The sequence below is a fragment of the Cohnella herbarum genome (assembly GCF_012849095.1).
In the GTDB taxonomy this organism is placed as follows: domain Bacteria; phylum Bacillota; class Bacilli; order Paenibacillales; family Paenibacillaceae; genus Cohnella; species Cohnella herbarum.
In genome coordinates this window covers 3,058,168-3,077,001 of record NZ_CP051680.1, presented here as the reverse complement: position 1 = coordinate 3,077,001, position 18,834 = coordinate 3,058,168, and the positions used below count along the sequence as shown (strand labels likewise).

Annotated in this window: 19 protein-coding genes; 4 read left to right on the top strand and 15 right to left on the bottom strand. The window is 49.5% G+C overall.

Translation table 11 applies throughout. The features are described 5' to 3' along the window. Positions 1–66 precede the first annotated feature (66 nt). The 11 genes from HH215_RS13590 to HH215_RS13540 form a co-directional block, all read right to left on the bottom strand. Positions 67–741, bottom strand: a complete 675-nt coding sequence (locus tag HH215_RS13590; protein ID WP_169280407.1) for a hypothetical protein — start codon at positions 739–741, stop codon at positions 67–69. Further along, positions 728–883 carry a hypothetical protein gene (locus tag HH215_RS36055; protein WP_169280406.1) on the bottom strand — a complete coding sequence of 52 codons (156 nt, stop codon included), beginning with the start codon at positions 881–883 and terminating at the stop codon, positions 728–730. The genes HH215_RS13590 and HH215_RS36055 overlap by 14 nt, the downstream gene beginning before the upstream one ends. Positions 884–1,100: 217 nt before the next feature. Continuing rightward, complete coding sequence (locus tag HH215_RS13580; protein ID WP_169280405.1) at positions 1,101–1,904, bottom strand: carbohydrate ABC transporter permease; 804 nt, start codon at positions 1,902–1,904, stop codon at positions 1,101–1,103. After that, positions 1,901–2,788, bottom strand: coding sequence for a carbohydrate ABC transporter permease (locus tag HH215_RS13575; RefSeq protein WP_169280404.1), 888 nt, complete (start codon positions 2,786–2,788; stop codon positions 1,901–1,903). The genes HH215_RS13580 and HH215_RS13575 overlap by 4 nt, the downstream gene beginning before the upstream one ends. Before the next feature lie 91 nt (positions 2,789–2,879). Continuing rightward, positions 2,880–4,256 (bottom strand): ABC transporter substrate-binding protein, encoded by a 1,377-nt coding sequence (locus tag HH215_RS13570; RefSeq protein WP_169280403.1) that lies wholly within the window; start codon positions 4,254–4,256, stop codon positions 2,880–2,882. A gap of 117 nt (positions 4,257–4,373) precedes the next feature. Next, on the bottom strand, positions 4,374–6,104 hold the full coding sequence (locus HH215_RS13565) for a sensor histidine kinase (protein ID WP_169280402.1): 1,731 nt from the start codon (positions 6,102–6,104) through the stop codon (positions 4,374–4,376). 13 nt (positions 6,105–6,117) lie between these two features. Then, positions 6,118–7,680 (bottom strand): response regulator transcription factor, encoded by a 1,563-nt coding sequence (locus HH215_RS13560; RefSeq protein WP_169280401.1) that lies wholly within the window; start codon positions 7,678–7,680, stop codon positions 6,118–6,120. 40 nt (positions 7,681–7,720) lie between these two features. Next, a complete protein-coding gene (locus HH215_RS13555; RefSeq protein ID WP_169280400.1) occupies positions 7,721–8,899 on the bottom strand; it encodes a TolB family protein in 1,179 nt (392 codons plus the stop codon). After that, the gene (locus tag HH215_RS13550) at positions 8,896–10,380 is read right to left on the bottom strand and encodes a sensor histidine kinase (protein ID WP_169280399.1); all 1,485 of its coding nucleotides are present in this window, start codon (positions 10,378–10,380) and stop codon (positions 8,896–8,898) included. Before HH215_RS13550 ends, HH215_RS13555 begins: the two co-directional genes overlap by 4 nt. Beyond that, the gene (locus HH215_RS13545) at positions 10,377–11,060 is read right to left on the bottom strand and encodes a response regulator transcription factor (protein ID WP_169280398.1); all 684 of its coding nucleotides are present in this window, start codon (positions 11,058–11,060) and stop codon (positions 10,377–10,379) included. Before HH215_RS13545 ends, HH215_RS13550 begins: the two co-directional genes overlap by 4 nt. 21 nt (positions 11,061–11,081) lie before the next feature. Continuing rightward, positions 11,082–12,041, bottom strand: coding sequence for a M15 family metallopeptidase (locus HH215_RS13540; RefSeq protein WP_169280397.1), 960 nt, complete (start codon positions 12,039–12,041; stop codon positions 11,082–11,084). 276 nt (positions 12,042–12,317) lie between these two features. Between HH215_RS13540 and HH215_RS13535 the strand changes: the two genes are divergently transcribed. Further along, complete coding sequence (locus HH215_RS13535) at positions 12,318–12,992, top strand: sensor domain-containing protein (RefSeq protein WP_169280396.1); 675 nt, start codon at positions 12,318–12,320, stop codon at positions 12,990–12,992. A gap of 94 nt (positions 12,993–13,086) precedes the next feature. Here HH215_RS13535 and HH215_RS13530 read toward each other — a convergent pair whose 3' ends face one another. Further along, the gene (locus tag HH215_RS13530) at positions 13,087–13,395 is read right to left on the bottom strand and encodes a winged helix-turn-helix transcriptional regulator (RefSeq protein ID WP_169280395.1); all 309 of its coding nucleotides are present in this window, start codon (positions 13,393–13,395) and stop codon (positions 13,087–13,089) included. Between the two features lie 171 nt (positions 13,396–13,566). Here HH215_RS13530 and HH215_RS13525 point away from each other — a divergent pair, with 171 nt between their 5' ends. Beyond that, positions 13,567–13,965 carry a DoxX family protein gene (locus tag HH215_RS13525; protein ID WP_169280394.1) on the top strand — a complete coding sequence of 133 codons (399 nt, stop codon included), beginning with the start codon at positions 13,567–13,569 and terminating at the stop codon, positions 13,963–13,965. Positions 13,966–14,200: 235 nt separating this feature from the next. Here the strand turns inward: HH215_RS13525 and HH215_RS13520 are convergent, their stop codons facing one another. The 3 genes from HH215_RS13520 to HH215_RS13510 are packed head-to-tail and all read right to left on the bottom strand — an operon-like array spanning position 14,201 to position 16,347. Continuing rightward, positions 14,201–14,572, bottom strand: a complete 372-nt coding sequence (locus tag HH215_RS13520; RefSeq protein ID WP_169280393.1) for a hypothetical protein — start codon at positions 14,570–14,572, stop codon at positions 14,201–14,203. Between the two features lie 38 nt (positions 14,573–14,610). After that, positions 14,611–15,423, bottom strand: coding sequence for a histidinol-phosphatase (locus tag HH215_RS13515; RefSeq protein ID WP_169280392.1), 813 nt, complete (start codon positions 15,421–15,423; stop codon positions 14,611–14,613). Between the two features lie 21 nt (positions 15,424–15,444). Beyond that, positions 15,445–16,347, bottom strand: coding sequence for a LysR family transcriptional regulator (locus HH215_RS13510; RefSeq protein ID WP_169280391.1), 903 nt, complete (start codon positions 16,345–16,347; stop codon positions 15,445–15,447). Positions 16,348–16,550: 203 nt separating this feature from the next. Here HH215_RS13510 and HH215_RS13505 point away from each other — a divergent pair, with 203 nt between their 5' ends. Then, positions 16,551–18,170, top strand: coding sequence for an MDR family MFS transporter (locus tag HH215_RS13505; protein ID WP_169280390.1), 1,620 nt, complete (start codon positions 16,551–16,553; stop codon positions 18,168–18,170). 6 nt (positions 18,171–18,176) lie between these two features. Continuing rightward, positions 18,177–18,746 (top strand): PadR family transcriptional regulator, encoded by a 570-nt coding sequence (locus HH215_RS13500; protein WP_169280389.1) that lies wholly within the window; start codon positions 18,177–18,179, stop codon positions 18,744–18,746. The last annotated feature ends 88 nt before the right edge of the window (positions 18,747–18,834 follow it).

The window sequence follows — 18,834 nt, the reverse complement described above, 5'->3', positions numbered from 1 at the left end:
ATTAGGTGAGTTTGTCTTGAATTAGCTACTCCGGAATAGCTACTTCTGCACCGACATCGGATATTATCAAATAAAATGAATAGCCCCATCAGCGACTCTATACCATACGACTCTATCGCCTTTACCGGTAATGACAGGTACAATCCAGCCCTTTGCTAATAGCTGCCGAATAATCCTCATGGTTGTTCTGTAATTGATCTGAAAATTTCGTGATACATCGATCGGACGAAATGGGCGGGCGAGTCTAAGTGCGAATTTGATGACTTCCTTTTCGCCAAGTTGAGTGACTTGCTCAGGTACTTGAACATCTTGAAATTGGCTAAAAAATAAACGAAGCAATGTGGTGCATAATTCCGGGCGGTTTGCAACGTTGTCATACGTCAAGGAGATGAGGCGATAACCGATCCCTTGTAGAAACAGTTCTCGATTTGAGTCATTATCGAATCCGTTTCTATCCATATCTCGAATGTGCTTGGCAAAGCCTTTGATTTCGAATAAGAGGGTGAAATTCCAAGGTGTTTTCCAAGCAAAATCGGCGAAATAGGATCTGCTGCGCCAATCCATAATTTCATACTCAGGATGCAAATTATCCAAGTTTCCTTTAAGAACCCACCATATATTCTGCAGAAATAGCTTCTCACCGTGAAAATTTCGACTTATCAACCGGCCTCTCCGTTCACCTGATCTTCGCCCAATATGATTTTGCATAAACTCCGCGTAAGCTTGTTCAAAATCCATCATTTAACCCCCTTAGAATTATACGCAATACACCAACACCAACACCAACACCAACACCAACACCAACACCAACACCAACACCAACACCAACACCAACACCAACACCAACACCAGTCAAATTACTCAGGTTAATCCTTTCAAGCATAAAAAAGAACGCCCCTATCCGCGAAAGCGGGATAAGGACGTTCTTCGTCTCATAGAAGATAGTATAGTTGGAAAAAGAAGATTTGAATAGTCCCGAGGTAGCGGCCGAGGCTACGCCTGTTGTTGTGCTCAAGTCCGCAAACAGACCACAAACGTTCCAATGAACAGTAACCTACGGTCCCAACCGCATTCCCGTTAACAGCTCCCCTCGAATCCCATTATCCCTTAACAGCACCGGCGGTTAAGCCCTTCATGAACGTTCTGGAGCCCAAAATGAACAAGATCAGCACCGGGACGGTAGTCATCGCGAGAGCGGCCATGCGGGCGGCGTAGTCCGTGCGATGGACCATTCCGAGATTGGAGATGAACAGCGGCAGCGTGAACCAATCCGATTTGTTGATCGTGACCAGAGGGAGCAAGTAGTTGTTCCACGACCACAGGAACACCATCGTCGCCATCGTCGCGAGCCCCGGCTTAATGATCGGAAGGACGATGCGGAGCAAGATGCCCGGCTCCGAGCAGCCGTCGATGCGCGCGCATTCGAGCAGATCGTTCGGAACCGCATCCCGCATGAACTGGATCATGAAGAACGCACCGAACGGGAACGCCATCCAGACGAAGATAATCGGCCAAAGAGTGTTTCCTACGCCGATGTGGCGCATTTCGATAATGTAGCCGATCAATCCGACCTGCGTCGGCACCATCATCGTAAGGATAACGAAAATCTGCAGAAAATTTCGGCCGCGGAATTTGAATTTGGCAATCGCGTAACCGATCAACGTGCTAGTGAACAGCGCGAGCGCGACGGATGTGATCGACACGACCAAGCTATTGCCGTATACCCGCAGGAAGTCGGATTTGAATACCGTCTTCAAGTTCTCGAATAAATAGTCGCTGGGAAGAAGCGGAATTCCTTTGAACAAATCCTCATTGAAATACGTACTCATGACGATCATCATGTAAAAAGGAAACAGCGACAAGATCGATATCAGAATGAGACAAATCCACATAAGCTGCTTCATCGCTTATCCTCCTTTTGCGCGCTTAGGCGGTAGCTGATGACGGAGAAAAAGACGATCAATACGAACAAAGTATAAGCGATTGCCGAAGCATATCCGAAGCGCGTATTGGAAATGAACGATTCGTCCACGAATTTCCATATGACAGTAAGCGCCGTATTGTCCGGTCCGCCGACTTGCACCGATCCCGACCAACCGCCGTACAGCAGCTTAGGTTCATCGAACAATTGAAGGCCGTTGATGACTGAAGTGACGATCAAGAAAACGGAGATGTTTCTGAGCAACGGCATCGTGATGTTACGAAAAGTATGGAATCCCGTCGAGCCGTCGACTTTGGCCGCTTCGTATACGTCTTGCGGTACAGCCGTCATGCCTGCCATGAAAATTACCATGAAATAGCCAAGATTGCGCCATACGACCATCAGGGCAATGACCGCGCGCGACGTCCAAGGATCTTGGAGCCAATAAAAACCTTCCTGCATTAAACCTAGCTTCACGAAGATGAGGTTGATCAAGCCGGTTTGCCAATCGAATAAGTACGAGAAAATAAAACCGATGGCGACCGGTGTCGTAATGTAAGGCAGAACGTTAACCGTTTGAAAAAACTTTCTTCCTCTCGTTAATTGAAAAGTCCAGTAGGCGAGAAGAAGGCCTAAAATCAGCGTGACCGGTATGAACATCGCCATCATGATCAGCGTATTCCAGAGCGATTTGTAGAACAACGGATCTTTCGTTAACAAGTCGACATAGTTGCGTAAGCCGACAAAGGTTTTCTCGCCGATTCCGTTCCAATCGTTCAAGCTCAAGTAAAAGGAATAGAGTACCGGGTATAATTGGAACGCCGCGTAAGAAAGAATGAAAGGCAAAGCGAAAAGGTAGGGCCACATGCGTGGCCCCCATTTCCGTTTGCGGGATGCGGCGGAAGACGATTGAAGTGTGCGTTCCGAATTCACGTTCATCCCTCGTTTATGCAAGTTTTTATTTCACGGTGGCGTCGGTTGCTTTGTTCTTCACTTCCGTGATGAACTTCTGCAAAGCGGCGTCCGCAGTGATGGAAGTGTCCTTGGTCCACAATGGATAAAGCGCATTGAATACGCTATCTACGACGGAATCGTACTTGGATTGCGCTTCGCCCTTCATGTCGGGAACGATGTTTTCGATGAAGTACTTCGCGAGGTTTTGTCCGCCGAAAAATTCATCGTAAGCTCCAGGAGCTTCAATCAGCGCTTTTTCGTTCTCGTAGAACGCTTTGGAGCCCGTCATGTTGCCGAACGTTTTGAAATTATAAGCCGAGCCTTCATCGGACAAGTAAGCGAATTGCATGAATGCCCAAGCAGCTTCTTTGACTTTGCTGTCTTTGTAAATACCGATCGCGGTTCCGCCGCGCGTAAATCCGCCTTCCGGCGCTTTCACGAGCCCCCATTTGCCGCTGCCTTCCGGATCGTTGGCGGAAATGTGCCATTTCGGTCCCCAAGGTCCCATCGGGTAGAACATGAATTGGCCTTTCGCCATCGACGCGGACCATGCCGGAGTCCAAAGCTCGTTCTTGCCAAGAATGCCTGCGTCTCTCATTTTGAACAGCGTTTCGAGCGGTTTTTGAAGTTTGGTCGTTAGGTCTACTTCGGTTCCGTTAACGTAGGAGTTGAAGTTTTGTCCGCGAAGCACGATAAAAGCATCGCCCAATCCCGGGAACATCAGCACTTTGCCCCCGCTTTTCTCTTTCAGCTCTTGTCCTTTAGCGATAAAAGCATCCCAAGAGGAGATCAGCTTCTCGAGCTCGGCAGGATCGTCCGTTCCCCAATATTCTTTAGCAAGGTCGCGGCGGTATGCGAAGCCGGCAGGCGTAATCGCTTGGTCGATGGCGATTAATTCGCCTTTGGGGTTCTGCAGGTAAGGAACGGTAAAATCAAGCACCGAGCTTTTTTCGAAGTTGTAAGGAGCGTTCTCAAGGTTATCGAGCACGCCTAGATCGAACAGTTTGCCGCGGTATGCGGATTCGCCAAGAATGATGTCCGGAACGTCGGAGCCGGAAGCGATACCGCTTTGCAGCTTCTGCAAGTAATCGTTCGGGTTAACGACGGTGACTTCGACTTTGATGTTCGGGTATTTTTTGTTGAATTCGGGAATCATGCCTTTTTGGAACGTTTCGTCCCAATCCCAGATTTTCACGGTGCCGCTAAGGTCGTTCGGGTTGGCGCTAGCCGCTTGGCTAGCCTCAGGGCTTGAGCTGATTGCGCTTGTCGTTGCCGATGGTGCTGCATTGTTATTGTTGCTGCCGCACGCTGCCAGCGAGACGGCTAGCAAGGATAGCGAGGCGAGCAGGGTCGCCCGTTTCTTGAGTCCGATTGTCTTCATTCTAGTAACCCCTCCTGTATATCTTGTGGAAAACGCTTACCTTGTTCATGTTAACAGCGAGGGTTAAACGGGAAAACGAGGGTAAACGGTTATTTTGTATAAAATCCGGCGATCCGGTTAATCGATCGATTTTAACGGCAGCCTTATCCGAATGAGCGTACCTTGTCCATCAGGGCGGTCGATTTCGACGCCGAATGACGAGCCGTAGTGGAATTGAATACGTTCCCGGATATTGCCTAGTCCGATACCGCGGGTTCTTTCGGGAACGGAAAGCGATAAGTCGGGTATTCCCGGATCGCTATTTTCAACTATGCCGACTCCATTGTCTTCGACTTCCAATACGATTTGGTTATGAGCTTCATAAGCTCTGATCGTAATTCGTCCGTCTTCACGATCGGAAGGAAATAACCCGTGCATAATGGCGTTTTCGACAAGAGGCTGAAGAAGCATCCGCGGAACTTGGGAATCCCATAACTGTTCATCCGCTTGCCACTCTATGCAAAAGCGATCCGGATAGCGGGTTTGTTGGATGATCGCGTATTTATCCACGATTCGGCGTTCTTCCTTAAGCGTCGCGAATTCGGCCCCGTCCCCGGTTTTGATCGTATCCTGAAGAATAGCGATTAAAGCTTGGGTCATCTCGGCGGCTTGAACGTTCCGACCCGCATGGCACAAGTAAATAACCGTATTCAGCGTGTTGTACAGAAAATGGGGATTGATTTGCGCCATCAACAGGTCGATTTGCATTTTGCGTCTCATGTCTTGGTCTCGAATAGAGGATTCGATATGAGATTTCAAGTCGTGAACCATTCGGTTAAAGCCTGTCCCGAGGATTTCCAACTCGTCTCCGCTATGAATGGATACGCTCGTGTTCAAATCCCCTACGGCCACCCGTTTCATCGCTTGGGTCAACCGGGAAAGCGGCTTCGTTAAGCTTAGAATGATCGGCAGCATAACGACCAAGCTAAGTCCGATGGCGGATAGGATGATCAGAATGTAAAAATAGAAAACGCGATTGATTTTCTCGAACAGCCTGTCTTTCGACAATAACGCGACTTGATTCCAGCCTTGATTCATGGAAGAGTCGGTTAACGCGATCCTTTTAGCATCCTCCCTGAAGTTCCTTTCCGACAAGGACACGGTATTCATAAATGCATGGTCATCCGAGGAGAGACCGGAATGGCTTTCGTATAACAATTTGCCCGATCCCGTGGTCAGTCTGATTTGTTCGAAGTCGCCGGCGCTTTGCAGGAACGCATTGTCGATTTCCGAGTAGGCGACATCCAATACCAAATAGCTGTAAGGAGAAACGTTATCCCCGATCGGGCGGTATTTTAGAATATAACTGAATACTTGGCGGTTGCTTCCGATATAGAAAAATTGATGAGGCGCAGAGAAGCCGCTGCGATCTTCGATCCGATCCACGAACCAATGCTGCTTCAAGTATTCGGCGAAATAATCCTCGTAGCCGCTATTGTTGGAGAAGGTTTCTTGGTCCGGCCTTACGATAATAATGTTCTGGACGTAATGGTTCAAAGCGGCGAACCGTTTGAGCTTCTCCTGTACGGCTTGCTTGCGAAAATAATTCTCCTCCAACGAAGGGCTTGGAGGCGCGTAGACGAGCGAACCGATTTCCTCGTCCGATACGATGTATTCCGCCGTTTTCGTTACCTGCTCCTGAACTTTCTTGAGCTGGAAGGAGATTTGCGCCAGCTTCGTCCGGCTGTCCTTGATCGATTGCTCCCGGATGATGTTCTTGGCGTAATCGTAAATAAAAAATCCGCTAAGCATTAAAGTGACGGATACGACGAGCGCCGTGCTGGCGATGATTTTCGATCTGATTTTCATGCGCATCGCTTGCTCACCGTTTCCTTTCCACGTACTCGAGCGGAGTCATTCCCGTCGATTTGCGGAATACTTGGCTGAAGTATTGGCTGTTCCGATAGCCTACGAGCTCCGCGATCTCGTATATTTTGTATTTTCCCTCTTCCAGCATCGCTTTAGATTGATCGATCCGAACGGCCGTCAGAGCGTCCAATACCGTTTGCCCGGTTTCTTCCTTGAACAGGTGACGCAGGTGATCGCGGCTGATGCCGATGTGATCGGCGATTTCTTGAGCTCCGACGTCCTCGGAAAAGTTTTTGCGGATATACTCTAGAGCTTGAATCACTTTTCTGGAATACGTGCCGAAAGAAACGGATGACTTCGATAAAAAGCGGTATTCGGCGATAAACCAATCTTGGATGCCGTCCAAGGAGGTCCATAACGAGGCGTCGATTTCATTCCTCATCCATAACTGCTCCAACGAAGGCAAGTTTAACGTTTCTCTGCTTTGTTCGAGTAAGGAAACAAGTTGCTTGCACATGTCGGTAAAGCCTATCAGATCTTTAGCAGCCAAAGCTTCGGAAAATAGACTTGAGAGCAGAGAGGGGATTTCTTCGAATTGAAACGTTTTCATTTTTTCGGTAATGACCTTCATCGCTTGATCCGCGATGAACCGGATCGGTTTGTAGTTTTGCCGATCCTGTAAGCGATAGAGAAACCGTGGACCGTAAAATACGGAACAGGATAACCAAACGTTAGCTTCGTGAAAGTGGCTTGGAATGCTCCTCCAATCGGATATATCGTGGGAGACAACGACGGATGCCGTTCCGCCGGCTTGATCCTCGACCGTGCGTCGAGCCAGCATGGCATTCTCGTGGGCTCGGTCCCACAGCTTATGTTCGCTTCGAATCCCTGGGGCGATAAATAAAAATGCGAATTGGGACTTGCGAATAGGGATCGACGCGAGCAACGACTCGTCCTCGAGTTCGACCTGCACCGGTTCGAACGCCGGCGGGATCGGAGAGCCGATATTCGACATCGCGGTTAAGAGGGGGAATGGCCGATCTTGTTGAACTAAGACCAACTGAAAGAAGTCTGACTCCGAGTAAGCTTCGGCTACCGACTGCCACTGCTCTTGCGTGACCGGCCTACCGCTTAACAACTCTCCGAGCAACGATCTGCGCGAAGCGGCTTGCTTTTGCAAGTCGCCCTCGATTACTTCCTTGAGTAACGTCAACTCGCGAGTTAAGTAATCGGTCTGCAATTCATGTTTAATCCAGTAGTTGGACAAGCCGAGTTGTATAGCTTCCTTCGCGTAATCGAATTCTTTGTAGGAGGATAATAAAACGATTTGGGGTTTATGGTGTTCGGCCGCGGTGGCTAGGACGCGTTTGCAAAATTCAAGCCCGTCCATGACGGGCATTTTGATATCGACGATAATCAGTTGAGGGCGGAACTGCTCTACGAGAGATAACGCCTTGAGGGGATGGGTAGCTACGCAGCTAATCTCAAACCCCAATTCCTCCCAAGGCACCAAGCTTCGAATATGTTCGATAGCCAATATTTCGTCATCCAAAATCAACACGCGGATCGGTTTCATCTGTCGTCTTCCCCTATCCAGTCATAATGTAACCTCTATATTAACTGATTCTGACGAGATAGGTTATAAATTGATTTCGGTTTTTTTGTTCATCGGGCTGCGTGGAGGTTACCATGAGACGATTGCTGGAGGGATTCCAGCGTAGAGGATCCGCGATAAATTTGACGTCCAAGGATAACGTGTTGGATAAGCCGGTCGAAGTATCGGCAACGTATACTCCGCGGACCGTACCGCTTGGCGTAATGCCCGCGTAGGCGAGTTTTTTTCCGTCCGGGGACCATGCGGTTCCGTAAATCTGGGAGTCTTGCGCGATCGCTTGGAGAACATTTCCTTCAAGATCCGTAATGATAAGCTCCATTTCGCCGCCGTTGCTTAGTTTGCGGACGATAGCCAGACGCTGTTCGTCGGGGGAAGGCACCATCCAAATCACGTTGGTGAATTGTGCGGTAACGACCGTATTTTCTTGCGGGCTGGTGAGCAATGTGCCTTTCAGAGACGTGAAATAAACCCTTTCGTTCAAGAAGGCAACATTGTTGGGGAACGGAATGGCGGTGTCCGCAACCAAGCGAGGCCTATCGTTACCTACATCCGCTACGTACGCTTTTCCGTCGATCGTAGCGAATACGACGGATTCGTTATCCATCCAACGCCCATTTTGATTATCCATCGCATCCGCTTCCGTGAAAGAAGCGGTTTTGCCGGTTGCGAGATCAAGAAAATGGCCTTGACCGGTGTTGCTCTGCAAGGAGAACGTTTTGTAGAAAATCCGGGTTCTGTCGGGACTTGCCAAGGCGAATCCTTGATTCTCGTTGGCAGGAAGAAGAGGGACTTGAGCAGCCGTGGACAAGGTATGGACGTAAAGATTGTGAGGATACCAATCCGAACCTTCGATGTGCTCCGGTTTGAAATCGCGATTTTCCCGGTCGATAATGATTTGCTCTTCGCTGAGCCAGTCCAATCCTCGAACATCGACTAAACGAACTAAAGTATTGGTCTCCGACTTGTCGTAGGAGGTCAACTCCGGATTGTCCAGGACGGTAATCGCTTTGCCGGCGATTTGCACAGTGTCTCTGTCGGAGGTTTGTTGCTGCTGACAGCCGACCAGCACGAGCATAGAAGCGCATATTGCTCCCGTCGTTATCCTCGTAAGGATTGAGGATAGCAAGCGGCGCTTAGGTGCTCCTCGGGAGTGCCGGGTTTTGCGAGAATAAGATCTCATAGATGCTCCTCCTCGTTACGTTGCGAATGGAAAAGGGGGAACGCTAATCGGAAAGACGAACCGGTTTCGCTCGATATTAGCTCGATTGTCCCATTATGTTTTTCGACCAATTGCTTAACGAGCGCGAGCCCGAGTCCGGTTCCTCCGCTTTCTCTTGACCGGTCTTTGTTGACCGTGTAGAAAGGCTCGAATATTTTGGTTCGGAATTCCTCGGGTATGCCGATGCCCGTATCCTCGATCTCGATGACGGCCTTATTTACTTCGATTCGGTTGCTAATGTAAACATATCCTCCGGAGAGGTTGTATTTAATCGCATTATCGAGCAGATTAACGAGGATGTGCACCATGCTCTCGCGATCCGCCCATATGGTGACGTCATTAAGCCGCGAAACGAGGGTAACGCCGAATCGTTCCGCTTTCGCTTTCATCCGCCCGACTAGATCCGCTAGCAGTTCCCGAACTTGAACTTGCTCCGCTTGGAATTCGAAATCGTATTTTTCCAGGGCGGCAAGCCGCAAGATTTTCTCCACCATATCCGTGAGCCGATCCGTTTCAAGCCGAATGTGATAGACCGCATCCTCTTGCAATGCGCCGTCGTCCGGATAAATCTCCATGAGCTCGGAATAGGCTTTAATGGAGGTGAGCGGAGTCTTGAATTCGTGGCTGATATTCCCGATGAATTGTCTTTGCTGTTGTTCGAGCTTCTGCAACTTGTCGACGGCTAAACGCAGCTTCTTCTCTTCCGCCTTCATAGTCGCCATGCTGTTCTGAATTTCTTTACTCATGTAGGTGATGCTCTGACTTAGCTGACCGAGCTCATCGTTTCTCTTAATCGGGGAGACCTGCAAAAACTGCCCTTTGCGAATACGTTCCGCAGCATGATTAAGCGTAACGATCGCCGATCCCGCTCGCTTGAAATAGAGATAACCGAGAATGAAGCTGATGGCAAGAACGGCCGCGCCCGTGAATTGGAAAAGACCCAAGATCGTGTCGTAGAATCGAATGTCGTTCAGCAATGAATATTGAAATTGAATGACGCCCATCTGCTCTCCGGGCCCTTGCATGGGAGTCAGATAAAGCAGAGACTGCTCTTCATACTGGTAGGCGATTTTCCCTTGCAGCGCGAAAGATAATGCATTGTTCACTTCGTAAGACGAACTGAGGGGGACGGAATCCCCGACCTTCTTGCCATCGCTATCGTACAATACGACGTGTAACCCGGTGTATACGGCCAAATCCATGGCGAATTGCTGGCCGCGAGCTTGCAGGAACCTCTGCGCGTCAATGGGCGGCGAAGTTAGATAGGCTTGTTTTATGCTTAGGTTGGCGATTCTGGTTTGTTGCAATAGCTCTCGTTCGATTCTGAGCTGCTGGTGATCCTTAATTCCCTTAAGGACGAATATGCTCAGAACCAAGACAGTGAGAAACAAGAGAACGGCGAGAAAGAGGCTGAATTTGATCTTGATGCTGATCGATTTCATGGTTCGAGACCGACCGATTTATACCCGACGCCGAATACGGTGTGAAGCAAACGTTGGCCGGAATCGCCCAGTTTCTTGCGTAACCTCTGCATATGAATGTCGACGGTTCTAGTGCCCGCCGCGTACTCCATGCCCCATACGGCATCGAGCAGTTCGTCGCGGGTATATACCCGTTCCGGGTGCAAGAGCAGAAGGACGAGCAAATCGAATTCCTTCGGCGTCAAATCCACTTGCGCGTCTTCCACGAACACCGTTCGCTGCTTCAGATGAACCGCTAACTGGCCAACGGCAATCGTTTCGGCGTCGGGTTCTTTTTTCTCCAGACGACGGACAAGCGCTTTGACCCTTGCCAGAAGTTCGCGCAGGTCAAAGGGCTTGGTCATATAATCGTCAGCGCCCATTTCGAGGCCGACGATTTTATCTACGATATCGTTCTTGACGGTGAGCAGGATGATGCCCATGTTGGATCGGTCGTTCAGCTTGCGGCAAACCTCGTATCCGTTAAGCTTAGGCATCATGACATCCAGCACGATGACATGCGGCTTAAAGCTGAGCGCTTTGTCCAAAGCGGCTTGTCCGTCGTAAACGGTTTCCACTTCGTAGCCTTCCTTAAGGAAGGCATAGGAGATCGGGTTTGCGATTCCGGGCTCGTCGTCGGCAATGAGTATGCGTTTGTTCATTCAGTCACCCGATGTTTTGGATTATGCTTTCTGATTAACGGCTGCGGCGACGTCTTCCAAGTATTGCTCGAACGTCACGTTCTTCTTAGTTATGTCCTTAGCGACATCTTTTCCAACATAACGAACGTGCCAAGGCTCGTAGGAATATCCGGTTATCGATTCTTTACCCTTCAGGAATCGGATAATAAACCCATGGTCGACGGCATGTTTGGCCAGCCATTTCCCTTCCTTCGTCTCGCCGAAGCTTTCTTCCAGCGCGTATCCGACGCTAGCGCTCGATATATCCATGGCCAGTCCGGTTTGATGTTCGCTTTGACCGGGGCGGGCGCTCGTACGGTTCGCGACTTCTTCGCCCTTGTTTTTGGCGTTATTGTCGAAAATTCCCTTCTGAGTGGCGTATGAACGATATCCGGATACGGCTTTTAGCGATATGCCGTCGTCCTCGGCTGCTTCGAATAGCGACTCCAAGGCGTTGGCGGCCTCTTTGCGCATTTGTTTTTTCGGAGAATTTCCCGAGAAAGAGAACGGGACATCCGGGACGATCAAATCATTAGGAACGTAATCGGAAGGCAAATTGCGCTTTTTGTTTACAAGAATATACAGGCTGTTCGTATTTGTAACGACGGCAAGGCCGTCTTTGTTGCTTTCGATCGTCGATTCGGGCAAACTGTTCGCAAGTAATGCGAAAATTTCCGTTTCTTTAAGCGGCGGTTCGACTATTTCCGTCGGTTTAGGAGAAGGCTTGGGTTCGGACGGTTTAGTTGCAGATGGTTTAGTCGACTCGGACGGCTCGGGCGTTTCGGTTGCATTAGACGGTTTATCGGTATTAGAGGGCGAAGGAGTCGGGGTTACCTCCGGCTCGTTCGACGGAATATTCGATGGCTGCTCCGTAATGGGCGTTTTGTTCGCATTTACTTGTGACCACAAACCGGCGATGATGATGGCTCCTATTATCGCGATGATGACAACGCTCTTTTTCATTCTCTATCTCTCCTTCAGAACTTTCGTCTGATTACAAGAATAGGAGAGAGATGTTTCCGTAATATATCGACATGTTTCTAAGTTGTAAACGACTTGAAATTAGGATGAATGGTCTATGAAAATACCGATAATTTGCGAGTTTAGGCGGAGAGAAGCGGGTAATCGGTTTAAACAAAGCTAGACTTTAGTCCAGTCGGATACCGTTCATTAGCCAAGGGCATTATTTCCTTTCTTCGTTTACCATGAGGGTAGCAATGGAAAGCCGAGGAGGACATCATGAAGAAAATGAAAGTGTATCAAGCTTGGATCATCTTAATAAGCTCCTTGCCGCGAGGGATCGGAGCTTTCATAATCACGGTTGCCGGACTAAGCGTCGGGCTTCCGCTGGCTATATTCGTCGTCGGATTGCCGCTCCTCGCCGGCATGATTATAGGTTGCGAACGAATTCTAAACATGGATCGCAAGCTTCTGGCCGAGTTGGATCATCGCGAAGCGGCAACCACTCCGCAACCGGAAGGAGCGAAGCTCGGGGACTTCGCGAAAGACGAGAGACTTAGAAATTGGCGAGGCTGGGCGAGTATTCTAGGGAACAAGCAAGCTTATTGGAACTTGGTATACGGGTTATTCCAATTTCCCGTTTCGATCCTCGCATTCGTCTTTGCGATTCTCATTCCCGCGGTAGGGATAGGATTGACGTTATCACCGTTAGCCGAACTCGTCAGCACCCAATATTTCTCGTTCGATTTATTCGCCAAGGATTGGTTCATGAACTGGCTATTCCCGGAATGGTCGAGTTACCAACGCTCTTGGTTTAACGCCGGATTGGGCGCCATTCTTCTAATATCAATGCCGTTTCTCATGAGAAAGCTTGTTGGTTATTACGCGGCATGGATCCGTTGGATATCCGGAACGGAAACATTCAACAACGTCATTCAGGTGAAAGAAGCTTAAAAAGAACCTAAAAAAGAACCTAAAAAAGAACCTCCAGATCCGCTGCAGTTGAGCGGGTAGGGAGGTTCTTTCGCGTCTTCAGGGGTTCACCGGTTTACATCCACTGTTCGCCCCAGTTTTGGATGGAATGAATGACTTCCTCCAATTGTCTGCCTTTTTCGGTTAACTCGTATTCAATTCGCACCGGCATTTCCGGATATACGGTTCGTGTGAGAATTCCCGCCGCTTCAAGCTCTTTCATGCGATCGGTTAGCATTTTATCGCTCATTTCGGGAATTTGCTCTTTAATATCCTTAAACCGTTTGGGACCTCCGAGCATGACCCGGATAATGAGACCCGTCCATTTTTTGCCCAGTAACTCTGCTGCCGATTCGTATTTGGGGCACATTTTGGAATAGTCCATACCGACTCCTCCTTTGTTCTCATTTTAACATACACACTTCAGAAAAGTAAGTAATAACTCTATTTACTTAATAATAAATAGTTACTTGACAAAAGTAAGTAAAGTAAATTACACTGGGAACCAGCAGAACGACAGGTTGATGCTAAAACAAATCGAGAGGCGTGGGTTAGAATGGAATGGGGATTATTGTTGCTTAGAGTCATTATCGGATTATTGTTCGCGGGGCACGCGATGCAGAAATTGGCTGGTTGGTTCGGAGGACACGGCTTGGCGGGTACGGGGGGATTTTTCGAATCGATCGGGATCAAGCCGGGTCGCACGATGGCCTTACTGGCGGGACTCGCTGAGCTCGTCGGAGGACTTTTGTTCGCGTTCGGGTTGTTTACTCCGCTTGCTGCTTTGCTCATCATCGTAACGATGTTAATGGCTATCGTTAAGGTACATGGGAAAAACGGACTGTGGGTTACGCAAAACGGGTATGAATTCAACCTTGTGCTTATCGTCATTGCCGTATCCGTTGCGCTTATCGGACCGGGTGACTATTCTTTAGATGCTTTGTGGGTAAACTGAACCGGAGATCGAACAACAGTGGAATTAACAGTGGAATTAACAGTGGAATTAACAGTGGAATCAGCTTAGAATAACTGCGGAATAAGCATTGGAATAACCACGGAATAAACATTGAAATAACCGCGGAATATCCCTATTTCATATGGGAAAAGTGATATTTGTTACACAAATGAAATATTTCTGTGATCTCCTTGTCGCAGAGGTCGGATATTATAATTAACAAGACCCCCTTTTTTCATATGATTGAAGCCTGCCACCGTTGGCGGGCTTCCTTTTTTTTGCGTGCAAAAGAAACACGCAGGTCCCAGCCCGCAACAACGGTGCAGAGCACCGCTATTTCGCCCGAAACCCCGTCCCAGGCCGCAACAACGGTGCTGAGCACCGCTATTTCGCCCAAAATCCCGCCCGAGGCCGCAACAACGGTGCTAGGCACCGCTATTTCGCCCGAAACCCCGCCCGAGGCTGCAACAACGGTGCTAGGCACCGCTATTTCGCCCGAAACCCCGCCCCGGGCCGCAACAACGGTGCAGAGCACCGCTATTTCGCCCGAAACCCCGTCCCGGGCCGCAACAACGGTGCTGAGCACCGCTATTTCGCCCGAAACCAAAAAGGCTGCCCCACGAATATGGGACAGCCCCCCTATGCTTACAACGGCACGATAACTTTCCGTTTCTGCCGGAAAAACACCCAACGGCTAAAGCCGATCTCGCGAAGCCGCTTCCGGACGAGCTCCCAATCGTCTCCTACGCGAGAGGGCACGTGCGCGTCCGAGCCGAAAGTCACGTCCGCGCCGAAGTGGAGGGCGCGCTCAAGAATGGCGTCCGAAGGATACCATCCTCCGCAATCTTTCGTGCCGCCGCTCGTGTTGATTTCAATGGAAATATCGTTGGCGGCTACCGCTTTCAGAGCTTCGTCGATTTCGGATTCGGCTCCGCGGATATCGGCAAAGCCGGGATAGTAACCTTTCATCGCGTCGATATGGCCGAGAATCTGGAACAACCCGCTATTCGCGGAGTCGCGAATAAGCTCGTAATAGTGTTTTTTCTCGTCGAGTTGTTCCGCATCGTCTTTGCCTTTCCACCTGGTTCGGTTAAATATGCTGACTCCCCGCGTTTGGTGAACGGAACCGATAATGTAGTCGAACGGATAGGGTTCGTAGGAGGAACGGTACAACTCGATCTGATCGATATAGAAATCGGATTCGACGCCGAGCAGAACTTCGATCCGATCTTGATACTGCTCCTTCAAACGCAAAACTTCGGCGATATAATTAGGGAAATCGCTTCGCGCCATCGCGATTCCGGGTTGGGGCTGATCGAGTTCGTGAGCGAAATAAGGCGAGTGGTCGGAAATGCCGATAACCTGAAAACCCGCTTGGATGGCGGCTTCGATATAGTCCTTGATCTTATCCGATGCGTGTCCGCATCTGTCGTGGTGCGTATGCAAATCGAACTTCATATGATCTCTCCTCGTTCTCCTTTATTCGCTACCGATAAACTGATCTTCCGGCATGCCTTTCAAATCGTTCAAAAACTGCCGCATGGCGCTGTTGACGTAACGGCCCGATTTGGTCATGACGCCGACGGGGTGGCTGACTTCGAGCTCGTTAACGGGGATCATTTTAAGCGTTCCTCGTCGTAATTCTCCCGCGATGGATTGCTTGGAGACGATAGCGGCTCCCATGTTAAGCTCCACCATTCGCTTGACTTCTTCGCTGCTTCCGAGCTCCATGACGATATTCGGTTCTAGTCCGTATTCCTTGAAGACGCGGTCCGTGAAACGGCGACCGAGCGTATCCGGCGATAAGAGGATGAGCGGAATATCTTTGAGCATGTTAATCGTAATCCGGTTGGAGGAGGCTAGCCGATGTTGCGGAGCGACGACGAATTCGAAGGTATCGTAGTAGAGCACGGAAGTTTCTACCTGCGGGCTTCTGTCCGTTAAGTAACCGATGCCGACATCGATAGTGCCATTCTCGACGCTGGAAAGCACTTGAGTGGAATTCATCGATAAGATGCTCGTTTTGATCAGGGGGAATTGATTCTGAAAATAGGATAGCACCCTGGGCAAAATTTGAATCGCGATCGATGTCGTCGTTCCGAGGATAATGTGGCCTTGAGGCACTTCGTTCAAGTCGGACAGCTTCTGCTTTAATTGTTCCACGATGGCTAATATTTGTTCGGCATGATCCAGGAAAACTTGGCCGCGGTCCGTTAAGGTTACCGGATGATTGCGGTCGACCAGAATCGCTTTGAATTCGTCTTCCAAGCTCTTGATTTGGGCGGATACCGCAGGTTGCGTCAAGTTGAGCAGTTCGCCGGCTTTGCGGAAGCTCAGCGTCTTGGATATGGTGACTAACGTCTCCAGTTGGCTCATGTTCATCTCGTCGCCTCCTTTGCATTGAATAAATTTATCACATCTAATAGATCGTATAAAAAGGATTTGTCGTTGTTTTCATTATAGGGGATTATTTCTTCCGTCGCAAAGGGTTGAAAGTTACTCAAATTTGAGTATAATATCGAATGAGATATCCAATCCGATGGGAAATATGGATACTTCGGACACAGTGAAGGAGTTGATTGGCAATGGATGCGAAAAAGAGCAATACGAACCTCGTCGTAGCCGGTTTACTACTCGGCCTATTCATGGCTGCATTAGATCAGACGATCGTATCGACGGCGATGACGACGATCATTAAGAAACTCGGAGGATTGGAGAGCTTCATCTGGGTATATTCGGCTTACATGATCGCTATGGTCGTATCTACGCCGATATTCGGTAAGCTATCCGATATGTACGGACGGAAAAATTTCTTCCTCATGGGACTGATCTTGTTCCTCGGAGGATCGATTCTTTGCGGAACCGCGCAGAACATGGATCAATTGATCATCTATCGAGCGATTCAAGGGATCGGCGGCGGGGCATTGATGCCGATCGTGTTCACGATTATTTTCGATCTGTTCCCGGCTGAAAAACGGGGCAAAATGATGGGTTTATTCGGAGCCGTGTTCGGCATATCGAGCGTATTCGGTCCGATCATGGGCGGCGCGATTACGGATCATTTGAGCTGGCGCTGGATCTTCTACATCAACGTACCGATCGGACTGCTCGCGATTTATTTCATTGCGAGGGCTTACCACGAAACGAAAGTAAGCAGGAAACAAGTGATCGACTGGGCGGGCGCGATTTTGTTGACCGGTACGATTCTGTGCCTCATGTTCGGACTGGAGCTGGGAGGCACCGAAGGCTGGGCATGGGATTCGGCGAAAACGATCTCGTTGTTCGCGGGATCGGCGATCTTGTTCGTCTTATTCTTGCTAGCTGAGAAGAAAGCCAAAGATCCTATCATTAAACTTAGTCTGTTTCAGAAGCGGTTATTCACGAGCAGCATGGCGATCAGCCTCTTATACGGAGGCGTCATGATTGCGGGCGCGTCTTACATTCCGATTTTCATCCAAGGCGTGTTCCATAAGACGGCCACGGAAACGAGTACCGTTCTAACGCCGATGATGCTCGGGGTCGTCTTGAGCAGCCAGCTCGGGGGCAGATTCGCGACTCGGTTCAGATACCGGGACGTGATGCTCGTATCGGCGCTCACCTTGCTGGTCGGTTCCTACTTGCTCGGTTTTGTTATGGACAGGGAAACGAGTCGTTTGACGATCACGTTATTCATGGTCATTATCGGGCTGGGAATGGGAGTGTCCTTCTCGCTGCTTAATATTTCTACGCTCAACTCCGTTCCTCCGCAGTATAAGGGTTCGGCATCGTCTTTAATCACGTTTTTCCGAACGATCGGTTCCGCTCTAGGCGTGACAGTATTCGGAACGCTTCAGAAGCACGAATTTCAGCAAGGCATTCAAGAACTGCCCAATCTGAATCCGGAAATGGCCGCGCAGATCAAGGGAGGGCAGGCGCTGCTCGATCCGGCTTTGCAGGCTAAGATGGGATTGTCGCCGGACGCCGTAAACGCGCTTCTCGGCAAACTCGCCGATTCGATTATTTACATTTTTCAATGGTCGGTCTTGTTACCGGCGTTGGCTTTGGTGTTCGTGTTGCTTATGGGAAGCGCGAGGATGGAGAAGGGGAAACTTGGGGCGGGTTCGCATGGTCAGTCGGGTCAGCAAGATTCGTCCGGGCAGAAGGGCGATCCAGGTTTGAAAGGGGACGCAGCCGGCAAGCCGGAGCCATCTTTTCATGGAGGCTAAATTCCCATGTCCATGAAGCTATTGATCCTCGGTCTATTAAGCGAATGCAATCGGCACCCTTATGAAATTAGGCAAACGATCAAGGCGAGGAATTGGCACCATGCCTTTAAGATCAAAGACGGATCATTGTATTACGCGGTCGATCAGTTAAGGGATGAAGGATTAATCGAAGTGGCGGAAACGATTCCCGTCCAAGGAGACAATCGTCCGGACAAAGTCATCTATCGAATAACGGAACAGGGGAAGACGGTTCTTCGGAAACTGATCTACAATGAAATGGATCAGGAATTCTATCCGCTGCATCCTATGTTCATGCCCCTAGCGTTCGCGAGGCATGCCGACAATGCCCTTATGGGATCATTGATCGAGAAACGGTTGGAAGCTTGCGAAAATACGATCGAGCATCTTAGGGGAGTATTGGAGCTTAAAGGAGGGTGGCTGCCTCGAGGGTCCGTTCGATTTATTCAAGGCGCATTGCGATTCAGCGAAACGGAAAGGGAATGGCTGCAACAATTGCTCGACGACGCGAGATCCGGGAAATTGACGGATTTCGGGAGCGGCCACGACCGAAAATAACGATTTAGTAGTAGTCATATGCCCAGAATTATTCGCAACGGTTGGAACGCCGACCGACTGCGTTTTTTCTGGGCATTTTAGCGTGAGC

Coding starts and splice junctions, on each gene's coding strand:
- HH215_RS13590 (WP_169280407.1), bottom strand. CDS start 741: ATGATGGATTTTGAACAAGCTTACGCGGAGTTTATGCAAAATCATATT.
- HH215_RS36055 (WP_169280406.1), bottom strand. CDS start 883: ATGCTTGAAAGGATTAACCTGAGTAATTTGACTGGTGTTGGTGTTGGT.
- HH215_RS13580 (WP_169280405.1), bottom strand. CDS start 1,904: ATGAAGCAGCTTATGTGGATTTGTCTCATTCTGATATCGATCTTGTCG.
- HH215_RS13575 (WP_169280404.1), bottom strand. CDS start 2,788: ATGTGGCCCTACCTTTTCGCTTTGCCTTTCATTCTTTCTTACGCGGCG.
- HH215_RS13570 (WP_169280403.1), bottom strand. CDS start 4,256: ATGAAGACAATCGGACTCAAGAAACGGGCGACCCTGCTCGCCTCGCTA.
- HH215_RS13565 (WP_169280402.1), bottom strand. CDS start 6,104: ATGAAAATCAGATCGAAAATCATCGCCAGCACGGCGCTCGTCGTATCC.
- HH215_RS13560 (WP_169280401.1), bottom strand. CDS start 7,680: ATGAAACCGATCCGCGTGTTGATTTTGGATGACGAAATATTGGCTATC.
- HH215_RS13555 (WP_169280400.1), bottom strand. CDS start 8,899: ATGAGATCTTATTCTCGCAAAACCCGGCACTCCCGAGGAGCACCTAAG.
- HH215_RS13550 (WP_169280399.1), bottom strand. CDS start 10,380: ATGAAATCGATCAGCATCAAGATCAAATTCAGCCTCTTTCTCGCCGTT.
- HH215_RS13545 (WP_169280398.1), bottom strand. CDS start 11,060: ATGAACAAACGCATACTCATTGCCGACGACGAGCCCGGAATCGCAAAC.
- HH215_RS13540 (WP_169280397.1), bottom strand. CDS start 12,041: ATGAAAAAGAGCGTTGTCATCATCGCGATAATAGGAGCCATCATCATC.
- HH215_RS13535 (WP_169280396.1), top strand. CDS start 12,318: ATGAAGAAAATGAAAGTGTATCAAGCTTGGATCATCTTAATAAGCTCC.
- HH215_RS13530 (WP_169280395.1), bottom strand. CDS start 13,395: ATGGACTATTCCAAAATGTGCCCCAAATACGAATCGGCAGCAGAGTTA.
- HH215_RS13525 (WP_169280394.1), top strand. CDS start 13,567: ATGGAATGGGGATTATTGTTGCTTAGAGTCATTATCGGATTATTGTTC.
- HH215_RS13515 (WP_169280392.1), bottom strand. CDS start 15,423: ATGAAGTTCGATTTGCATACGCACCACGACAGATGCGGACACGCATCG.
- HH215_RS13510 (WP_169280391.1), bottom strand. CDS start 16,347: ATGAACATGAGCCAACTGGAGACGTTAGTCACCATATCCAAGACGCTG.
- HH215_RS13505 (WP_169280390.1), top strand. CDS start 16,551: ATGGATGCGAAAAAGAGCAATACGAACCTCGTCGTAGCCGGTTTACTA.
- HH215_RS13500 (WP_169280389.1), top strand. CDS start 18,177: ATGTCCATGAAGCTATTGATCCTCGGTCTATTAAGCGAATGCAATCGG.